The following is a 19145-nucleotide window of genomic DNA, read 5'->3' on the forward strand; positions in this document are numbered from 1 at the left end:
CGCCCGGTCCCATTCCGAACCCGGAAGCTAAGCCTGCCAGCGCCGATGGTACTGCACTCGTAGGGGTGTGGGAGAGTAGGACACCGCCGAACTCAACATAATAAAAGGTGAGAGGCCCGTTGGAGCTGACCGTCATGGTCGCCCACGGGCCTTTCCCTTGTTCGTACGCACCCACTCACGATAAGACAAAACAGACACAGAAATGGGCCGCGCGGATCTCCGCGGCCGGCCCATTTCTGTTTCGGGCCCGTGCGATTACGTGACGGGGCGTTCCTCGAGGCCACCGTCGCCGTCGGCTCGGAGGTGGACGAACGAGGTGAACCCGGCGGTGTCGATGCGCTTGAGCTGGGCGGCGAACTTGCCGCTGCGCGGCACGGGCGCGACGGACCGGCCGTCGGCGCGCAGGTCCCGCGCGGTCGCGAGCACCGTCGACGTCGGAACCTCCGCGTCGTAGAGGAGCGCCAGGCGGTCCTGCACGGGCGGTTCGGACAGCAGGTCGACGATGCGCTCGAACCCGATCGAGAACCCGCACGCCGGGACGTCGGTGCCGAGGCTGCGGCCGATGAGCTGGTCGTACCGTCCGCCACCGGCCACGGAGCCCGCGGCACCCGGCGCGGTGACCTCGAAGATGTGCCCGGTGTAGTAGCCCATGCCGCGCACGAGAGTGGGGTCGAACTCCCACGTGACGCCCTGTTCGCTGCCGATGTCGACCAGGCAGGCCGACGTGGTGGCGAGGTCGTCGAGCACGGCCTGCGGCAGGCTGGGCACGACGTCGGCGAGGGTGTCGACGAGCTTGTCGCCGGGCACGTCGCCGAGGGCGTCGATGCGTTCGCGGGCGGCGGCGGTGACGTCGGAGCCGAAGCCGCGCTTGTCGAGCTCGGCGGCGACACCTTCCCAGCCGACCTTGTCGAGCTTGTCGAGCGTGATGAAGAAGCCGTCCTGCGCCTCGGCGGGCACACCGGCCTCGGCGGCCAGGGCCGACAGGAACCGGCGGTCGGAGATGCGCACCGTCGTCCCCGTCAGGCCGATCCGGTTCAGCGCCTGCGTCGTCGCCTCGATCAGTTCGGCCTCGGCGAGCATGCCCGGTTCGCCGACCATGTCGATGTCGCACTGGTAGAACTGCCGGTAGCGGCCCTTCTGGGGCCGTTCGGCGCGCCACACGGGTCCGAACTGGAACGACCGGAACGGCATGGGCAGGTCGGCGCGGTGCTGGCCGTAGAACCGGGCCAGCGGCACGGTGAGGTCGAACCGCAGGCCCATGTCGATCAGCTCGGACAGCTGGGCCCCGGCGTCGAGGCGTTCGGGCAGCCCGCGACGGAGAACCTGGAAGATCATCTTCTCGTTCTCGCCGCCCTGGCCGCCGGACAGCCGTTCGATGCGTTCCAGCGCGGGCGTCTCGATGCGCTGGTAGCCGTAGTGGCCGTACACCTCGGTGATCGTCGACAGCACATGGTCACGCACCGCCACCGCCGCTGGGAGCAGGTCACGGGTTCCCCTTGCGGGGCTGTTGTCGATCTTCACCAGGAAAGTCCTTGAACAGCTGTACGGGCAGGATTACCCGCCGAGTCTATCGAGGACGTCGTGGGGCGCTGAGCAGGGCGAGTGCAGCGCCGGCGAGGCACACGAGCGCGGTGAGCGCGAAGATCTCCGTGTACTGGGTGAGCATCGCGTCCTGCACGGCGGCGGTGTAGTCGGCCATGGCGCGCTGGTAGGCGTCGTCGTCGGGGTAGAGCATCGGCAGCGGGACGTCGAGGTCGGCGGTGATGCTGTGGAAGCGGTGCAGTCCCCAGGCCGACAGGGCGGCGATGCCGACGAGCATGCCGGTCATCCGCGCGACGACGATGCCCGCGGACGCGACGCCGTGCTGGCCGTCGGGCACGACCCGCAGCACCACGGCCGACAGGGGCGCGATCACCAGACCCAGCCCGAGTCCGACGATGGCCAGATCGGTGTCGAGGCGGGGGATCAGCAGCGGGCCGAGCTCGTGGGGGCTGGACAGTACGTCGGCGGGCCAGTGCGACATCAGCCAGAACCCGAACGCGGCGAGGAGCAGTCCGGCGCAGGCGACCCAGCGTTCGGCGATGCGGCCGGCGAGCAGTCCGCCGAGCACGGCGCCGATGGGCAGGGCGACGAGGAAGCGCAGCAGCAACAGCACGGCGCCGGTGTCGTGCTGGCCGAGGAGGGTCTGGGCGAACAGTTCGACGTCGACGAGGGTCACCATCAACGCGGCACCCGCGGCGAGGCTGGCGCCGAGCGCGGCGAAGAACGGCCGCAGCTGCACGCCGGTGGGGTCGAGCAGTTTGGTGCGGGCCTTGATCTCCCAGATGACGAACGCGGCGAACACGACGGCCGCGGCGATGAGCGTGCCGAGCCCCCACGGCGGCAGCACCTGGTCCTGCGGTTCGGGGTTGTAGAGGGCGACGACGAGCAGGCCCAGCGTGACGGCCAGCAGCGAGGCGCCGACGAGGTCGGACTTCTGCCGCGTCTCGGGACGTCCGCCGCGCAGCGTGAGGTGGATGACGAGCATCGCCAGCAGCGCGAGGGGCACGTTGACCCAGAACACCGCGCGCCAGCCGGCGATCGCGGCGATCGCGATGCCGTACACGGGGCCGAGGACGCTGCCGAGTTCCTGCGCGCCGCCGACGGCGCCGAGCACGCCCGCGCGGTTGCGCTGGGCCCACAGGTCGGCGGCGAGGGCCATGGTGACGGGCAGGAGCGCGCCACCGGCGATGCCGAGGATGACGCGGCCGGTGACGAGCATCGGCACCGATTCGGCGAGGGCCGCGATGACGGACCCGACGATGAACGTGCCGAGGCACGCCTGCAGGAGGGTCTTGCGGCCGAAGCGGTCGGAGGCCTGGCCGAGCAGCGGCATCGCGGCGACGTAGCCGAGCAGGTAGCCGGTGACGATCGGGGTGAGGCGTTCGATGCGGTTCAGCGGGACCTGCAGGTCCTCGATGATCTGCCGCAGCAGGCCGATGACGACGTAGGTGTCGAGCGCGCCGAGCAGCACCGCGAGCCCGCCGGCGCTGATGGCGAGGGTCCGTCCGCGCTGTGGGGTGGCGGGTGCGGTGTCGGGTGTCGGTGTCACGGGTGGCGGCCGGTCGGGTTATTCGGGCGGGGTGACGTCGACGGGTTCGTTCACGTCGGACAGGGAGATGTCGACGGTCGCGTCGCCGAACGTGGCGGTGGCCTTGATGGGCAGGCGGGTGTCGTCGTCGCGCAGCCAGAACGCGACGTCGGCCGCGGACGGCACGCCGGGGAGGATCTCGGCGAGCACGTCGCGTTCGAGCTTGCCCTCCACCTTGAGGGCCTCGACGCCGTCTACCTCCTCGCGCGCGGTGGTCTCGGGGCTGTCGAGGCTCTCGATGAGCTTCGCCACGCCGCGTTCGGGGTCGAGGATCGCGGACGGGTCGTAGACGCTGGTCACCATCGCTCGGGCAGCTGCTGGTAGCCGCCGGTGGGACCCTTGATGTGCAGGGTGTCGTCGACGAGCACGAAGTCGATCTCGACGAGCTGGCCGGCCTGCGTGAGGGTGCCGCTGCCCTCGGCGTCGCCGTCGGCGGTGAGGTCGCCGTCGAGCGACTGGATCATCAGGCCCTGGATGTCGCCGTTGACCTGCAGCGCGAAGTGCGTGCTGTCGATCTCGGCGGTCGCCGCGGCGGCGTCGTCGACGAGCTGCGCACCGTCGGGCAGCGATGCGTCGGAACCGGAACAGGCGGTCGCGGTCAGAGCCGCGGCGGCAAGGGAACCCGCGAGAAGTCGACGTGTGCGCATACGGGTGACCGTACTGGGCGGTATCACCCCGCCGACCTGGCGGTGTGACGTCTGTGGGCGCGGGGCGTGTGGGTCGGTGGTCGGGTACTCGCAGTGATCTTCGCGGTTGTCAAGTTGAGGCACCGACCTAATGCCTACAATTCCGGGGAACCGCTGACACGTTTCCTGCGTCCACGTATCGTGACCCGGTGGATGCCGACGGCCACGCAGTGATCAAGTGGGGGTAAGAGCCATGCCAGAGTTCCAGGGCAGCCAGCAGGGCCCAGCGGATACGGCAGCCTTCGAGGACATGTCGCCGCAGCAGCGCGAGGCGATGCTCCACGCACAGGGCATGCAGAGCACCCCGTTTGGCATGCCGCTCGGGCAAGCGATCGCCCAGATGCGCGCCGCCGGCATGAATGAGCAGCAGATCGAGGAGCTGGTCGGCGACGCGGATGTCATGGAAGGACTGACCGCGTCCGGCCAGCACTACGACGGTCGCCAGCACGCCGAGCTCAAGGGTTTCGTTACCCAGAACATCGACCCCGGTCAGCTGAACGAGATGTCGACGATCCTGCACGGCATCAACACGGTGCTGCAGCGGTTGTCGGAACGGATGAACGAGAGCGTCGGCAAGACGCGGCACGAGTGGGAAGGCGAGGCCGCCGAGAACGCCTTCGGCTACTTCGGCCAAATGTCTACGTGGGCCGACTCGACGGCCACCAACGCGCGCCTGGCATCGGAGGCGACCTACGCCCAGTCGAACGCTGCCGAGACGGCGAAGAACTCGATGCCCGAACCGGTCGAGACCCACGGTCTGATGGGTGACTTCGGCGAGGCGATGAAGTCCAACCCGGTGAACCCGATCGGCGCGTTCCAGCAGGCCGTGGAGAAGCGCGAGCAGGCCGATGCCGCGCACCAGGAGGCCGTGCAGGTGATGAACACCTACGACGGCAATCTTTACGACGCCGCCTCGAAACAGCCCGCGTATTCCCCGCCGCCGCAGTTCACCAACGGTGGTGGCGGTGACGGTCGTATCGGTGGTGGCACCGGCGTGATCGACATCCCCGGGGACGCGACGACCAGTGCGTCCGGCTTCAGCGGCGGACCGACCGGTGGCGCGCCGGTGATCCCGGGCGGCGGCGGTCCCGGCAACGTGAGCGGTCCGGCCGGTGGTAACCCGGGCGTGGTGCCCACGCCGATGCCCGGCAACACCACGGGGCAGGGCCAGGTCGGCACCGGACCCGGTGGCGCGAACGCTCCGGCAGCGCGGATGCCCACGGGTACTCCGGGCGCCGGTGCTGGCTTCGGTGGCATGGGCCCCGTCGGCCCCGTGGCCGGTGGTGGGGCGGCCGGTGGCAACACGCCCTACAACTCGAAGCTCGGCCGTCCCGCGGCAGCGGGTGGTTTCGGTCCGACCGGTAGCGGCAGTGGTTCGGCCGCGGGTGCGGCGAAGGGTGCTGCTGGTGCTGCCGGCGGCGCGCCCGGTGCCGGTTCCGGTTCGGGCGCGGCGAAGCCCGGCATGGGCGGCGCCGGTGCAGGCCCGGGTGCGGCGGCAGCGGCCGGTGGTGGTGCCCGCGGTGCGGGTGGCGCCGGAATGATGGGCGGCGCCGGCGCACGTCCGAACCAGCAGGGCGGCGACGAGGAAGAGCACCAGCGCCCGTCGTGGCTCGTCGAGGCCGACCCGGACAGCCTGTTCGGCACCGACCAGCGCACCGCCCCGCCGGTCATCGGCGAGTGACCACCGACCACATCAGACATTTGACGGAGGGGAACCGACATGCCTGATTTCGGCCCGATCCCAGAGTCCACCAGCAGCGCCGGCAAGACGATGGGTGTCGGTGCGGCTATCGGCGCAGACGTGGGCAAGGTCAAGGAGCAATCCACCGCGCTGCTTGATGCAGCCAAGGGCAACGGCTTCCGTGTCAGCGAGGATGCGGCGAAGCTATCCAGGAAGCCCTGGCGGAGGCGCAGTCCGACTTGTTTACGATCATGCAGGAAGCGCAATATCTTGGCCAACAGCCGATGTTGGGCACGGGGCCGTATGCGGAGCAGGTCGCGCGCCACGTTCAGCAGAGCAACAGTGGCGCCCAGGGACTCCTTCCGGTGCTCGACCAATTGCTGGAAACCCTCCGCCAGTCGGATGAGGCCCTCAGGACGGCGATGGAGAACTACCGGCGGGCCGAAGACGATCAGAAGAGCACCTTCAACACGTAGGAGTTTGCCCAGTGCGTCGTCCGCACGTAGCCATGCCCGCCTTTGCGATGGTGGGCATCATTGCCCTATCCGGATGTTCCGACGCGGAGAGTGGAACGCCGGAAGCGGACAACGCACCACCGAGTACCCCTCCTGCAGCTACAAGCGCGGCGCCGTCGGCGCCCAACGGCGAACTCTCGCAACTCGACCCGTGCTCGCTGCTCGAGATGTCAGAGATCCAGCCGCACGCGGATGTCGATGAGCCGCAGCCGAGCGAATCCGGAACGGCCCGCGTTTGCACTTGGCCGGCCACGGCCGATGGCACTGCTGAACGCAAGCCCACCGTTGGGGGTTGCGATCCGGGAGGACGGCGGCGTCAACGACGTCAATGACCTCGGAGAGGGATTGCAACCTGCGGAGGAAGGTGGGCGGGAGTACATGCGTGCCCCCGCTCCTGGCGGCTGCACCATCGCCATCGGTGTCACGGACAAATCCCGCGTCGACGTCGTCGTAAGCGGTCCCCAGACCGAGCCTTCGTGCGAACTGGCGAACACATTTGTCGAGATCGTCGAACCGCGGGTGCCTCAGGGCTGAGCCCGGGCTTCCGTCGGGCTAACCGCGCCCCGAGACATGGGGCGGGCCCCGCCGCGAGGGGGAGGTGGCGGGGCCCGTGATTCGCACCGTACCGGGTTCGCGGCGGCATCTTGCACCACCGTGGGCGGTCGTGTCGCGCGTCCGTCACACCACGTCCGTCACCGCACCAACGCCGGCCGCACCACCGCACGGCGCTCACTGCATCAGCGTTGCCGCCGTCGTCGCGCCGAGTTCCCAGCAGGCCGCCGTGTCGTCCGCGCTCGGCTGGCCCGTCACCGTCACCGGGGACGCCACCTGCTGCCACGCCAGGCCCGTCGTCACCGTCGCGATGGCCTTCTCCGCGCCCTCGACGCCCTCGTTGCCGTGCACGTAGTAGCCGAACGGCAGGCCCCGCGTCGCATCCAGGCACGGGTAGTACACCGTGTCGAAGAAGTGTTTCAACGCGCCCGACATGTATCCCAGGTTCGCGGGCGTGCCCAACAGGACACCGTCCGCCGCCAGCACGTCCGCCGCCGACGCCGACAACGCCGGCCGGCGCACGACGTCCACACCCTCGATCTCCGGATCCGTCGCACCCGACACGACCGCCTCGAACATCGCCTGCATGCCCGGCGACGGCGTGTGATGCACGATCAGCAACGTGGCCACGTCCGTCACCCTGCCCCCGTCGCAGGGCCCGAGGCAAACAGTCGTTCCACCTCACCGCGCAGCTCGGCCAACAACGCCGCAGCCCGCTCCCGCGCCGCGGGCAGCCCGTCGGCCGACGCCGGGGCCGGCGCGCTCACCTCGAGATACGTCTTCAACTTCGGCTCCGTGCCCGACGGTCGGAACAACACCCGCACCGCCCCCGCCGGCCCCTCGCCGCGCAACCGCAGCACGTCCGCATCGGGCAACAGGTCCTCGGACGCCACGTCGACCCCGGCCAACGTCGCAGGCGGAGCCGCCCGCAACCCCGCCATGAGCGCCTCCCGCTCGGCCAGATCGGCGATCCGCAACGACACCTGATCCGTCACGAACACCCCGTGCCGCACCGCCAACGCGTCCAACATGTCCGGCACCGTCCGCCCCTCGGCGCGCAACGTCGCCACCAGATCGCACGCCACCACCGCCGCCGAGATGCCGTCCTTGTCGCGCACCACCCCCGGCGCCACGCACACGCCCAGCGCCTCCTCGTACGCGAACACCAGACCGTCCCCGGCCCGCGCCAACCACTTGAACCCCGTCAACGTCTCCGCATACCCGACGTCGTGGGCCCGCGCGACCGCGCCGAGCATCGACGACGACACGATCGTCGTCGCCACCAGGGCGTCACCAGCCGAACCGGCGGCACCGGAACCACCGGAAGCACCGGAACCCAGGGCGTTCGACAGCACGTGCTCGCCCAGCAGCACGCCCGTGTCGTCGCCGCGCAGCATCCGCCACGTCCCGTCCCGGCCGGGCACGCCCAGCGCGCACCGGTCGCGTCCGGGTCGAGCGCGATCGCGACGTCCGCGTCGACGTCGGCGGCCAGCTCCAGCAGCAGGTCCGTCGCGCCCGGCTCCTCCGGGTTCGGGAACGCGACCGTCGGGAAGTCGGCGTCCGGCATGCGCTGCGCCTCCACCAGATGCACATCGGTGAACCCGGCCTCGCGCAGCGCCGTCTCCAGCACATCGGCGCCCACGCCGTGCAGCGCCGTCGCCGCCACCCGCACCCGCCGCTCCGCGCCGCGCGCCAGGGGCGTCACCGCGCGCAGGTAGGCGTCCAGGACGTCGACCGTGCGCGCGCCCTGCGCGCGCGGCACCTCGCGTGCCGGCGGGGCCGCCGCGATGGCCGCCTCGATCCGCCGGTCCGCGGGCGGCACGATCTGCGCGCCCGTGTGGTCGTAGAGCTTGTAACCGTTGTCGGCAGGCGGGTTGTGCGAGGCCGTGATCTGGATGCCCGCCGCCGCGCCCAGATGGTCCACCGCGAACGCCAACAGCGGCGTCGGCAACGGACCCGGCAGCACCGACACGGCGAACCCGGCCGCCGTCAGCACCTCCGCCGCGGCCGCGGCGAACCGGTCCGAACCGTGCCGGGCGTCGCGGCCGATCACCACGGTCGCGCCCGCATGCCCGGAATCGGTCAACCACTGCGCCACGCCGGCCGTCGTGCGGACGACGACGGCGGTGTTCATGCCGTTCGGACCCGCCCGCACCGGCCCGCGCAGCCCCGCGGTGCCGAACGTCAACGGCCCGGACATCCGGTCGGTCAGCTCGGCGACGGCGTCCGGATCGGCGCCCATCGCGCGCGCGAGCACGTCCTGCAGCTCGTCGCGGGTCGCCTGCTCCGGATCGTCGGTGATCCACCGGTAGGCCGCGTCCCGCAATTCGGGTGTCAGTCGCGTGGGTTGTTCTGCTGCCTCTGGCACCGGAACATGTTGTCAGGCAACAGGCGGGCTCGATAGCGTCGCCCCCGTTTGCCGCGCGGGTGTCGGGGCCCGTGGCGAGAACGCTCTGACCTAGGGAAGTGCACCTGTCGTGCAGCACAACGCCGCACTCGTGAGTCCGTCCGCGCGGGAGGAACTGGCCCCGCTGGGACCTGCGCTGCGCGAAGCCGCCGGGCCGGTCGCCCAGCGGATCATCGAACAGATCCAGTACGCGATCCCCGAGTACCAGCGGCCGCTGCGCGGCGTGTTCGGCGAGGCGGTGCGCGACGGCGTCGAACAGGGCATCTTCGAGTTCCTCGACCGGCTGCTCGACAACGCGCCCGCCTCGGAGAGCACCCGCGAGGTGTTCCGGCAGCTGGGCCGGCTCGAGGCGTCCGAACGGCGCGGACTCGAGGTACTGCACTCGTCGCTGCGGATCGGCGTGCGCGTCGCGTGGAAACGTCTCTCCGAGATCGGCCTCGCCGCCGGGGTACAGGTCGAGACGATGGTCGAGCTCGCCGGCGTGCTGTTCGCCTACATCGACGAGCTGTCCGAGCTCTCCCACGAGGGCTACACCGCCGCACAGGCCAGGGCGGCGGGCGCCCTCGAACGGCGCCGCAAGCGTTTGCTCGAGGTGCTCGTGCAGGAGGCCGCCGTCGCCGACGACATCCTCGAGGAGCTGGCCCGCACCGCCGAATGGGCGCTGCCCGACCGGCTCGCCGTGGCCGTCGTCGAACGTCCCGACGACCCGACCGTCATGCCCGACCCGCCCGACCTGCCCGACGACGTCCTCGTCAACCTCGAGGGCGATGTGCCGTGCGTGGTGATCCCGCACCGCGGCGACGCGCTCGTGCCCGTGGACCTGCGCGGCTGGCGCGCCGTGCAGGGCCCGGTGGTGCCCGTCGCCGAGGCCGCGCACTCGCTGCGCTGGGCACGCCGGCTCGTCGAACTGCGCGACGCCGGCGTCGTCGAGGTCGACACCGCGCCCGCCGACGACACTGCGGTCGACGGGCAGGTCGACGGGCAGGCAGGGGAGCAGGTCGACCTGCCGCTGGTCGGCGACGAGCACCTGCTCACGCTGTGGCTGCTCAGCGATCCGCCGCTGGCGCGTCTGCTCGGCGAACGGGCGCTGGCCCCGCTGTCGGGCGTCAACCGGCGCCAGCGGGAACGCCTCGCCGAGACGCTGCTGGAATGGATCCGCCGTCGCGGCAGCGCGCCCGACATCGCGGCGCAGCTGGCCGTGCACCCGCAGACCGTGCGGTACCGCGTGCACCAGCTCGAGGAGCTCTACGGCGACCGGATGTACGACCCGGACGGGCGGGTGTGGCTCGCCGCCGGACTGCTCGCGCAGGACCTCCTGCGGCGCGCGACAGCATCCGGCGTCTGAATTGTCGTGAATCGAATCGTCACGGCCGCCGGGCATGGTTGCCCGCACCAGGATTATTGAATTTTCCTCGAGTTTGCAGTGGTGTAGAACACCCTCAAGTCCGATTCGGCTGCGCCGATGTGAGCGATGCAAGATGCAGTTTTGTCATGACGTGACAAGCTGGGCGAATCGTCCGACCGGCCTACTCGATCGGGTTATTGTCGCGCCGGCCGGTGTCGGACAGATTTGTCGTCGGTTCGAGTTGGTTTCACCCGTGGAGCCTCATCCGGGACGCCCGACAGCGCTGTCACCCGCCATCGGCGGTGCGTCCACGGCCTGCGGGCACCGTCCGCCATCAGGAAAGGACTCCCGACGATGTGCACCGAAGTCACCGACGTGCCGATCATCACCGGCACGACCACCTCGAAGTAGTCGCCGCCCGGGGCCCGCGACCGTCTCCGGTCACGGGCCCGCGGACGTGCGACGCAGGGGTTTCCAGCTACTCGGTTTCGCCGCCGGGTTCTCGATACCGGGGACTCAGGCCTGCGTGGCCAGGTCGCGCAGCAATGCGCCCATGCGTTCGGCGGACGCCTTGCCCGCCTCGATGACCTCCTCGTGACTGAGCGGCTCGCCGGTGATGCCGGCCGCCAGGTTCGTCACGAGCGACAGTCCGAACACCTCCAGGCCCGCGGCGCGCGCCGCGATGGCCTCCAGCACGGTCGACATGCCGACAAGATCCGCGCCGAGGGTACGCAGCATGCGGATCTCGGCCGGCGTCTCGAAGTGGGGTCCGGGCAGGCCCGCGTAGACGCCCTCGGCCAGCGACGGGTCGATGGTCCTGGACACGTCGCGCAGGCGGTTCGAGTAGAGGTCGACGAGGTCGACGAAGTTCGCGCCCGTGACGGGCGAGGTGGCCGTCATGTTCAGGTGGTCGGCGATGATCACGGGCTGGCCGACCTCGAATCCGTCGCGCAGGCCGCCGGCCGCGTTGGTCAGCAGGACCGTGCCCACGCCCGCAGCCGCGGCCGTGCGGATGCCGTGCACGACGCTCGCGACGCCCCTGCCCTCGTACAGGTGGGTGCGGCCCAGCAGCACGAGTGCACGCTTGTCGCCCAGCCGAAGCGACCGCGCGGTGCTGCCGTGGCCCACGGCGCCGGGCTTCTCGAAGCCCGGCAGGTCGTCCAGCTCGATCTCCGTGTCCGGGGCGCCGATGATGTCGGCGGCCGGGCGCCACCCCGACCCCAGGACGACGGCGATGTCGTGGCGGTCCACGCCGGTGCGCGTGGCGATGGTCTCGGCGGCCTCGTGGGCCTCGCTGGTGATGAATGGGGAAGTCACGGCGCCGATGTTACGGCCGCGGTCACCCGGTCGGTCCGTGTGCGTCGGTCTGAGTCGGGCCTGGTCAGTCGGTCTGGCGGAAGGTCGGCACGATGCGGTCGAACAACTCCTGCCGGCCCAGCCGTTCCTGGTCCAGCGGCACGGTCACGCCCACGACCCACAACCCCGTGCTGGTGGTGAACACCTCGGCCGTCGTCGTGCGGTTGATCGCGCGCGTCTCGCCGTCCTCGCCGCTGCCGCGTTCGGCGGTGCGGTAGGCGATGCGCACGCCGTCCCGTTCGTCGAGCGGTTCCTGCTGCACGAGCGTGAAGTCCTCGGCGTTCCACGAGGCGCGCAGCAGCGAGACGTACTGGTCGGTCGGCAGGTCCTCGCCGGCGTACCGCTCGACGTCGAGCGTGCGCGCACCGTCCATCGACACGAACTGGATGCGCGTGCTCGTCGGCAGCACGTCGGCGGGCTGCTGCGTGATGAACCGCTGCCAGTCCGCCGGGACGCGCACCGTGAACAGGCCGCCCTTCGCGCCGCGGAGGTTCGTCGCGTCGCCGTGGCGGACCTGCAACGGCTGCTGCTCGACGGTGGCCATCGCCGCCTGGTCGGCGGAGCCGCCCGCGGGGCGCTCCGGCGGTCCGAGGGACTGCCCGGACACCGACCTGATCAACAGGAACCCGCCCGCCGTGGCCAGGAGGAACACCGCGGTGACGGCGAGGGTGATCAGCACCAGTTTGCGCCGCGACGGCGTCCCCGCGGCCGATTCGGCCGCATGCCGCGGACCGCTCGGCGGGAACGGCAACGGCCCCGGATCGGCGGCCAGTTCACCGCCGGCGGCCGGCGCGGGGGAGGCCGCCGAGGCCGCCCCGGCGGCTTCCAACGCCTCCACCGGTTCGGGTTCGTCGACCGGCAGCCGCGGGATGATCTGCGTGGCGCCGGCGTCCCGGTCCGCAGGCCCCTCGCGCAACGCGTGCTTGCCCGGCTTGTCGTACTCGTCGAACAGCGCCGCCGGGAACACGTCGGTGCCGTGCGCGGGCAGCAGCGGCCGGAGCCTGCGCCGCACCTCGGCGAGGGGCATCCGCCGGTACGGATCCTTGTCCATCAGGCCCTGGATCACCGGCGCCAACGGTCCCGCCGACGGCCGCGGCGGATTGCCGCGCACGACCTCCGTGACCGTGGCCAGCGGATCGCCGCCCTCGTCGTACGGCGGGCGGCCCTCCGTCGCGGCGAACAGCGTCGCGCCAAGGCCCCACAGGTCCGCCGCGTACGTCACCGCCCCACCGGACGCGACCTCCGGGGCGATGAACGCGGGGGAGCCGAGCATCATCCCCGTGTGCGTCATCGTCACCTCGGAGACGTTGCGCGCGATGCCGAAGTCGGTCAGCTTGATCCGACCGTCCCGCGCGATCAGCACGTTGCCCGGCTTGATGTCGCGGTGCGTGATGCCCGCCGTGTGCGCCGCCTCGAGGGCCGCGGCCACCGCCTCGGCCACCGTCACGGCCTGCGCCGTGGTCAGCGGCTCCTGCTCGACGACCGACGCGAGGCTGCGCGAGGGCAGCAGCTCCATGACGACGTACGGATCGTGCCCCTCCCGCACCACGTCGTGCAGCACGACCACGTTCGGGTGAGACAGCACCGCGATGGCGCGCGCTCCCGCAGCGTGCGTTCCCGCAGCTCGGCGACCTGCTCGGCGGGCACACCCGGTGGGACCCGCACCTCCTTCAGCGCGACCTGACGCTGCAGGAACTCGTCGTGGGCGACCCAGACCGTGCCCATCGAACCGGAACCGAGCACGGATTCGAGCCGGTAACGGCCTGCGACGACACGGGGCTGGTCTGCGGACACGCACCTATTCTGTCGGCTCGGCCGCCCGGCGGCGCCCGGGCCTCCCACGAACGCGTGCCCGTGACGGGCGGCGCGCGAGGCGACCTCGCGATCAGCCTCACACTTGACGTGGGGCGCCGCGTCCTACCATCACCGTATGGAACAGACGTTGCCGCTCGCTGCCGAGTTCGACCAGGCCGAACGCGCCGACTGGCAGCGTCTCGTCGCCGGGGTGCTCACCAAGACGGGCGCACTGCCGGAGGGCTTCGACGGCCCGCCGGAGAGCCTGCTGACCACGACGACGTACGACGGCATCGAGATCCAGCCGCTGTACACCGCCTCCGACGTGGCGGACGGCGAGGTGCCGGAGTCCGGCTTTCCCGGGTTGTCGCCGTTCGTGCGCGGCCGCCGCCCCGACGGCAACGTCGGCACCGGCTGGGACGTCCGCGCCCGCCACGGGCACGCCGACGTGCGGGCCGTGAACCGCGAGCTGCTGGCCGACCTCGAGGGCGGCGTCACGTCCGTCTGGCTGCGCGTCGGCCGCGGTGGCCTGCCGGTCGACGGCCTCGCCGACGCGCTCAACGAGGTGCGTCCCGACCTGGCCCCGGTGACCCTCGACGCGGGCGCCGACTACGTCGCCGCCGCCGACGCGCTGCTCGAGGTGCACGCCGAGCAGGGCGTGCCCGACGCGGAGGTCGGCGGCAACCTCGGCGCCGACCCCGTCGGCCTGCACGCCCGCACCGGCACCGCCCACGACCTCGCCCCCGCCGCCGAACTGGCGCCCGCGCCGCCGCCCGGTATCCGCAGCTGCGGGCCGTCGTCGCCGACGGACTGCCGTTCCACGAGGCAGGCGGCTCGGACGCGCAGGAGCTGGGCGCCACGATCGCCGCCGGCGTCGCCTACCTGCGGGCGCTCACCGCCGCCGGACTCGACGCCGACACCGCCGCGGCGCAGCTGGACTTCCGCCTCGCCGCGACCGCCGACCAGTTCCTCACGATCGCCAAGTTCCGCGCCGCCCGCAGGCTGTGGGCCCGCGTCGCCGAGGTGTCCGGCGTGACCGGGCACGGCGCCGCCATGCGCCAGCACGCGGTCACCTCGCCGGCGATGTTCACCCGCCGCGACCCGTGGGTGAACATGCTGCGCACCACCATCGCCTGCTTCGCCGCGGGCGTCGGCGGCGCCGACGCCGTCACCGTGCTGCCGTTCGACGACGCGCTCGGCCGCCCCGAGGACCTGTCCCTGCGGATCGCCCGCAACACCCAGTCGATCCTGCAGGAGGAGACGAGGCTCGCCGGCGTCGTCGACCCCGCGGGCGGATCCTGGTACGTCGAAACGCTCACCGACCGGCTCGCCCACGCCGCCTGGCGCGAGTTCACCGCCATCGAGAAGGCGGGCGGCATCACCGCCGAACTCGACTCCGGCGCACTGGCAGCCCGGCTCGCCGAGACGTGGAACGCCCGCTCGGCCCGCATCGCCACCCGCAAGGACCCCATCACCGGCGTCAGCGAGTTCCCGTTGGCCGACGAGGAACTCCTCGACCGCACACCCTCCACAGTGGACGACTCGGGCGAGGGTGGTCTGCCGCGGGTGCGGTACGCGCAGGAGTACGAGGCGCTGCGCGACGCCGCCGACGCCCACCTCGCCGCGACCGGTACCCGGCCCACCGTCTTCCTCGCCACGCTCGGCACGCTCGCCCAACACACTGCGCGGGCCACGTTCACCGCCAACTTCCTGCGCGCGGGCGGCATCGAGCCCCTCGACCCCGGCGAGACCGCCGACCTCGACACCCTCGTCGCCCGGTTCCGCGAGAACGGCAGCCCGGTGGCGATCCTGTGCGGTGCCGACGCGACCTACGCCGAGCAGGCCGCCGACGTCGCCGCCGCGCTGCGCGAGGCCGGGGCCGCCGAGGTGTGGCTGGCCGGCAAGGCCCCCGACGGCGTCGAGGTGGACGGCACGATCCGCATGGGCAGCAACGTGCTCGACGCGCTGACCCGCATCCTCGGCCGGCTCGGTGTGGATACCGCTTCCACCGACACCGACACCCGTAACGATGTCTCCCTCAAGGATGGAGTGGCGCGATGACTGTCCCCGGGAGCATCCCCGACTTCTCCGACGTCGACCTCGGCGCACCCGCCGCCGGTGACCGCAAGCGCTGGGCCGAGGCCGTGCAGGCCGCCACCGGCAAGGGCGCCGACGCGCTCGAATGGGAGACACCCGAGGGCATCGGCGTCAAACCGCTCTACACCGCCGACGACCTGTCCGACGTGGACTTCCTGAACACCTACCCCGGCGCGGCCCCGTTCCTGCGCGGCCCGTACCCGACGATGTACGTCAACCAGCCGTGGACCGTGCGCCAGTACGCCGGATTCTCCACCGCGGCCGCGTCCAACGCGTTCTACCGCCGCAACCTCGCCGCCGGGCAGAAGGGCCTGTCGGTGGCATTCGACCTGGCCACGCACCGCGGATACGACTCCGACCATCCGCGCGTCGCCGGTGACGTCGGCATGGCCGGCGTGGCGATCGACTCGATCTACGACATGCGCCAGCTCTTCGACGGCATCCCGCTCGACAAGATGTCGGTGTCGATGACCATGAACGGCGCGGTGCTGCCGGTGATGGCGCTCTACGTCGTCGCCGCCGAGGAACAGGGCGTCGCGCCCGAGAAGCTCGCGGGGACCATCCAGAACGACATCCTCAAGGAGTTCATGGTCCGCAACACCTACATCTACCCGCCGCAGCCGTCGATGCGGATCATCTCCGACATCTTCGCGTTCACCTCGCAACGCATGCCGCGGTTCAACTCGATCTCCATCTCCGGCTATCACATGCAGGAGGCGGGAGCGACCGCCGATCTCGAACTGGCCTACACGCTCGCCGACGGACTCGAGTACCTGCGCGCGGGCGAGGGAGCCGGCCTCGACATCGACGCGTTCGCCCCACGGCTGTCGTTCTTCTGGGCCATCGGCATGAACTTCTTCATGGAGGTCGCCAAGCTGCGCGCCGCGCGGCTGCTGTGGGCCAAGCTGGTCAAGAAGTTCGACCCGCAGAACGCGAAGTCCCTGTCGCTGCGCACCCACTCGCAGACCTCCGGCTGGTCGCTGACCGCCCAGGACGTCTACAACAACGTGGTGCGCACCTGCGTCGAGGCGATGGCCGCCACGCAGGGACACACGCAGTCGCTGCACACCAACGCCCTCGACGAGGCGCTCGCACTGCCCACCGACTTCTCCGCCCGCATCGCCCGCAACACGCAGCTGGTGCTGCAGCAGGAATCGGGCACCACGCGCGTCATCGACCCGTGGGGCGGCAGCGCGTTCGTCGAGAAGCTCACCCACGACCTCGCCCGCCGCGCGTGGGCGCACATCGAGGAGGTCGAGGCCGCCGGCGGCATGGCCAAGGCCATCGACGCGGGCATCCCGAAGATGCGCATCGAGGAGGCCGCCGCCCGCACCCAGGCGCGCATCGACTCCGGACGCCAGCCCGTCATCGGCGTCAACAAGTACCGGCCCGAGACCGACGAGCAGATCGACGTGCTCAAGGTGGACAACGCCGACGTCCGCGCGCAGCAGCTGGAGAAACTGGAACGGCTGCGGTCCGAACGCGACTCCGGCGCCGTCGAGGACGCACTCCGCCGGCTCACCGCCGCCGCAGAGGGGGAGGGGAACCTTCTCGAGCTCGCCATCGACGCGGCGCGCGCCAAGGCCACCGTCGGCGAGATCTCCGGCGCGCTGGAACAGGCGTGGGGGCGCCACTCCGGGCAGATTCGTACGATCTCCGGTGTGTACCGCGAGGAAGCCGGCAAGTCCGAGGGCGGCGCCGGGATCGACGCCGCCCGCGAGCGCGTCGACGCGTTCGCCGAGCAGGAGGGGCGCCGGCCGCGCATCCTCGTCGCCAAGATGGGCCAGGACGGTCACGACCGCGGCCAGAAGGTGATCGCCTCCGCGTTCGCCGACCTGGGCTTCGACGTCGACGTCGGACCGCTGTTCTCCACGCCCGCCGAGGTGGCCGCGCAGGCCGTCGAGGCCGACGTGCACGTCGTCGGCGTGTCGTCGCTGGCCGCGGGCCACCTGTCGCTCGTTCCCGCGCTGCGCTCCGAACTCGCCGCGCTCGGCCGCGGCGACATCCTCGTGGTGTGCGGCGGCGTCATCCCGCCGCAGGACTACGGCGAGCTGCGCGCCGCGGGCGCCGCCGCGATCTTCGGCCCCGGCACGGTCATCGCCGACGCCGCGGTCGACCTGCTCGACCAGCTGGAGCAGGAAGGCTAGTGGCGGGCCGCAACGCCATCGATGTCGCGACGTACGCCAAGGGTGTCCGGGCCGGCGACCGCGGCATGCTGTCGCGGGCCATCACCCTCGTCGAATCGGCCAAGCCCGAACACCGCCGCAAGGCCCAGGAACTGCTGGTCGAACTGCTGCCGCACGCAGGCGGGTCCCGGCGGATCGGCATCACCGGCGTGCCCGGGGTCGGCAAGTCGACCTTCATCGACCAGCTGGGCACGCGGCTGACCGAGGACGGCCACCGCATCGGCGTCCTGGCCGTCGACCCGTCGTCCACCCGGACCGGCGGGTCCATCCTCGGCGACAAGACCCGCATGGCACGCCTGGCCGTCGACCCGTCGGCGTTCATCCGACCGTCGCCGACGTCCGGCACGCTCGGCGGCGTCGCCCGTGCCACCCGCGAGACGATCGTGCTGATGGAGGCCGCGGGGTACGACGTCGTGCTCGTCGAGACCGTCGGCGTCGGCCAGTCCGAGGTCACCGTCGCGGGCATGGTCGACTGCTTCCTGTTCCTCACCCTCGCCCGCACCGGCGACCAGCTGCAGGGCATCAAGAAGGGCGTCCTCGAACTCGCCGACGTCATCGCCGTCAACAAGGCCGACGGCGACCATTTGCGCGACGCCCGCAAGGCCGCGCGCGAACTGTCCGGCGCGCTGCGGATGCTCTACGGACCCGACGCCGAATGGACCCCGCCGGTGCTGACCTGCAGCGGCATGACCGGCGACGGGCTCGACGAGGTGTGGGCGACCATCGGCGAGCACCGCACGACCCTCGAAGCCTCCGGCGGACTCGACGCGAAACGCTCCCGCCAGCTCGTCGACTGGACCTGGGCGATGGTGCGCGACCAGCTGCTCGACCGGCTCGGCGAGCACCCCGACGTGCAGGCCGTCGTGCCCGAGGTCGAACGCGACGTCCGCGACGGCCGCATCACCGCCACCCTCGCCGCCGAACGGATCCTCGGCGCATTCGGGTACGGGTTCGGCGAGCATCCGCGTGGCGGGTGACCACACCGGCGATTCAGGGGCACACTGGCTGTGATGCCTGCTACCCGACTGTCCCCGTTCCGCCTCGTGGCCGCCGTGCTCGCCGTCGTGGTTCTGGTGCTGGCCGGCATGGCCCTGTCGGCCGCCACCGCGAGCGCCTCGGTGAGTGCTGCGTCGGCGAGTGCCTCGGTGGGCGTTCCGTCGAGTGTGCCGGCGGCGTCGGGGCCGGCGCTTACGCCGGTGCCGCTGCGGGCCCGGCCGTCGGATCGCTCGCGCAGGACGACTCGGGGCCCGAACTCGACCCGCAGACCCGCGCCGACGCCGAGAACGCGCGGAGCAAGTTCGTCGTCGCGCTCATCGCCGCCGGACTGCTGGGGATCATCATCTGGGGCCGCGTCATCCGTCGGAAGCGGGCCAGGAAGGACGGCGGCTGACGGCTT

The 19145-nt window shown here is 71.5% G+C and carries 14 protein-coding genes, 1 rRNA gene and 3 pseudogenes; 10 read left to right on the plus strand and 8 right to left on the minus strand.

From position 1 onward, the window contains the following. A 5S ribosomal RNA gene (rrf, locus tag BJF85_RS12860) occupies nucleotides 1-92 on the plus strand; the annotation flags it as partial. A gap of 163 nt (nucleotides 93-255) precedes the next feature. Here the strand turns inward: rrf and hisS are convergent. The 4 genes from hisS to BJF85_RS30075 are packed head-to-tail and all read right to left on the minus strand — an operon-like array spanning nucleotide 256 to nucleotide 3777. Further along, on the minus strand, nucleotides 256-1521 hold the full coding sequence (hisS, locus tag BJF85_RS12865) for a histidine--tRNA ligase (protein ID WP_075847687.1): 1266 nt from the start codon (nucleotides 1519-1521) through the stop codon (nucleotides 256-258). Nucleotides 1522-1567: 46 nt separating this feature from the next. Then, the gene (locus BJF85_RS12870) at nucleotides 1568-3091 is read right to left on the minus strand and encodes an MFS transporter (RefSeq protein ID WP_075847689.1); all 1524 of its coding nucleotides are present in this window, start codon (nucleotides 3089-3091) and stop codon (nucleotides 1568-1570) included. Between the two features lie 18 nt (nucleotides 3092-3109). Next, nucleotides 3110-3433: an LppX_LprAFG lipoprotein gene (locus BJF85_RS30070; protein ID WP_255375596.1), complete on the minus strand. Its 324-nt coding sequence runs from the start codon at nucleotides 3431-3433 to the stop codon at nucleotides 3110-3112. After that, complete coding sequence (locus BJF85_RS30075) at nucleotides 3427-3777, minus strand: LppX_LprAFG lipoprotein (RefSeq protein ID WP_255375597.1); 351 nt, start codon at nucleotides 3775-3777, stop codon at nucleotides 3427-3429. Before BJF85_RS30075 ends, BJF85_RS30070 begins: the two co-directional genes overlap by 7 nt. Nucleotides 3778-4009: 232 nt before the next feature. Between BJF85_RS30075 and BJF85_RS12880 the strand changes: the two genes are divergently transcribed. From BJF85_RS12880 to BJF85_RS28460, 4 genes are all read left to right on the plus strand, one after another. Then, on the plus strand, nucleotides 4010-5497 hold the full coding sequence (locus BJF85_RS12880; protein WP_075847691.1) for a hypothetical protein: 1488 nt from the start codon (nucleotides 4010-4012) through the stop codon (nucleotides 5495-5497). A 239-nt stretch (nucleotides 5498-5736) separates the two neighbouring features. Continuing rightward, the gene (locus tag BJF85_RS12885) at nucleotides 5737-5973 is read left to right on the plus strand and encodes a hypothetical protein (RefSeq protein WP_075847693.1); all 237 of its coding nucleotides are present in this window, start codon (nucleotides 5737-5739) and stop codon (nucleotides 5971-5973) included. 47 nt (nucleotides 5974-6020) lie between these two features. Further along, a complete protein-coding gene (locus tag BJF85_RS31405) occupies nucleotides 6021-6344 on the plus strand; it encodes a DUF3558 family protein (RefSeq protein ID WP_255375602.1) in 324 nt (107 codons plus the stop codon). Then, entirely contained in the window at nucleotides 6271-6546 is a 276-nt protein-coding gene (locus BJF85_RS28460; protein WP_075847697.1) for a hypothetical protein, read from the plus strand. The genes BJF85_RS31405 and BJF85_RS28460 overlap by 74 nt, the downstream gene beginning before the upstream one ends. Nucleotides 6547-6741: 195 nt before the next feature. On the opposite strand, the gene BJF85_RS12900 is transcribed toward BJF85_RS28460, so the two are convergent. Then, nucleotides 6742-7194, minus strand: a complete 453-nt coding sequence (locus BJF85_RS12900) for a flavodoxin family protein (RefSeq protein WP_075847747.1) — start codon at nucleotides 7192-7194, stop codon at nucleotides 6742-6744. A 5-nt stretch (nucleotides 7195-7199) separates the two neighbouring features. After that, nucleotides 7200-8902: pseudogene (locus tag BJF85_RS12905) on the minus strand (phospho-sugar mutase). Nucleotides 8903-9041: 139 nt separating this feature from the next. Between BJF85_RS12905 and BJF85_RS12910 the strand changes: the two are divergent. Next, a complete protein-coding gene (locus tag BJF85_RS12910) occupies nucleotides 9042-10316 on the plus strand; it encodes a helix-turn-helix domain-containing protein (RefSeq protein WP_075847699.1) in 1275 nt (424 codons plus the stop codon). A gap of 516 nt (nucleotides 10317-10832) precedes the next feature. Here BJF85_RS12910 and BJF85_RS12915 read toward each other — a convergent pair. Both BJF85_RS12915 and BJF85_RS12920 read right to left on the minus strand, forming a co-directional pair. Further along, nucleotides 10833-11633: a purine-nucleoside phosphorylase gene (locus BJF85_RS12915; protein WP_255375598.1), complete on the minus strand. Its 801-nt coding sequence runs from the start codon at nucleotides 11631-11633 to the stop codon at nucleotides 10833-10835. 64 nt (nucleotides 11634-11697) lie between these two features. Next, a pseudogene (locus BJF85_RS12920) lies at nucleotides 11698-13397 on the minus strand (serine/threonine-protein kinase). Nucleotides 13398-13602: 205 nt separating this feature from the next. Here BJF85_RS12920 and BJF85_RS30080 point away from each other — a divergent pair. The 4 genes and pseudogenes from BJF85_RS30080 to BJF85_RS28465 all read left to right on the plus strand — a co-directional run. Further along, a pseudogene (locus BJF85_RS30080) lies at nucleotides 13603-15461 on the plus strand (methylmalonyl-CoA mutase family protein); the annotation flags it as partial. Between the two features lie 62 nt (nucleotides 15462-15523). Further along, nucleotides 15524-17710 carry a methylmalonyl-CoA mutase gene (scpA, locus tag BJF85_RS12935; protein ID WP_075847705.1) on the plus strand — a complete coding sequence of 729 codons (2187 nt, stop codon included), beginning with the start codon at nucleotides 15524-15526 and terminating at the stop codon, nucleotides 17708-17710. After that, complete coding sequence (meaB, locus tag BJF85_RS12940) at nucleotides 17710-18726, plus strand: methylmalonyl Co-A mutase-associated GTPase MeaB (RefSeq protein WP_255375599.1); 1017 nt, start codon at nucleotides 17710-17712, stop codon at nucleotides 18724-18726. Before scpA ends, meaB begins: the two co-directional genes overlap by 1 nt. Next, complete coding sequence (locus tag BJF85_RS28465) at nucleotides 18723-19139, plus strand: hypothetical protein (RefSeq protein ID WP_075847707.1); 417 nt, start codon at nucleotides 18723-18725, stop codon at nucleotides 19137-19139. The genes meaB and BJF85_RS28465 overlap by 4 nt, the downstream gene beginning before the upstream one ends. The last annotated feature ends 6 nt before the right edge of the window (nucleotides 19140-19145 follow it).

Origin of the sequence: Saccharomonospora sp. CUA-673 (genome assembly GCF_001942305.1) — a bacterium.
In the GTDB taxonomy this organism is placed as follows: Bacteria; Actinomycetota; Actinomycetes; order Mycobacteriales; family Pseudonocardiaceae; genus Prauserella.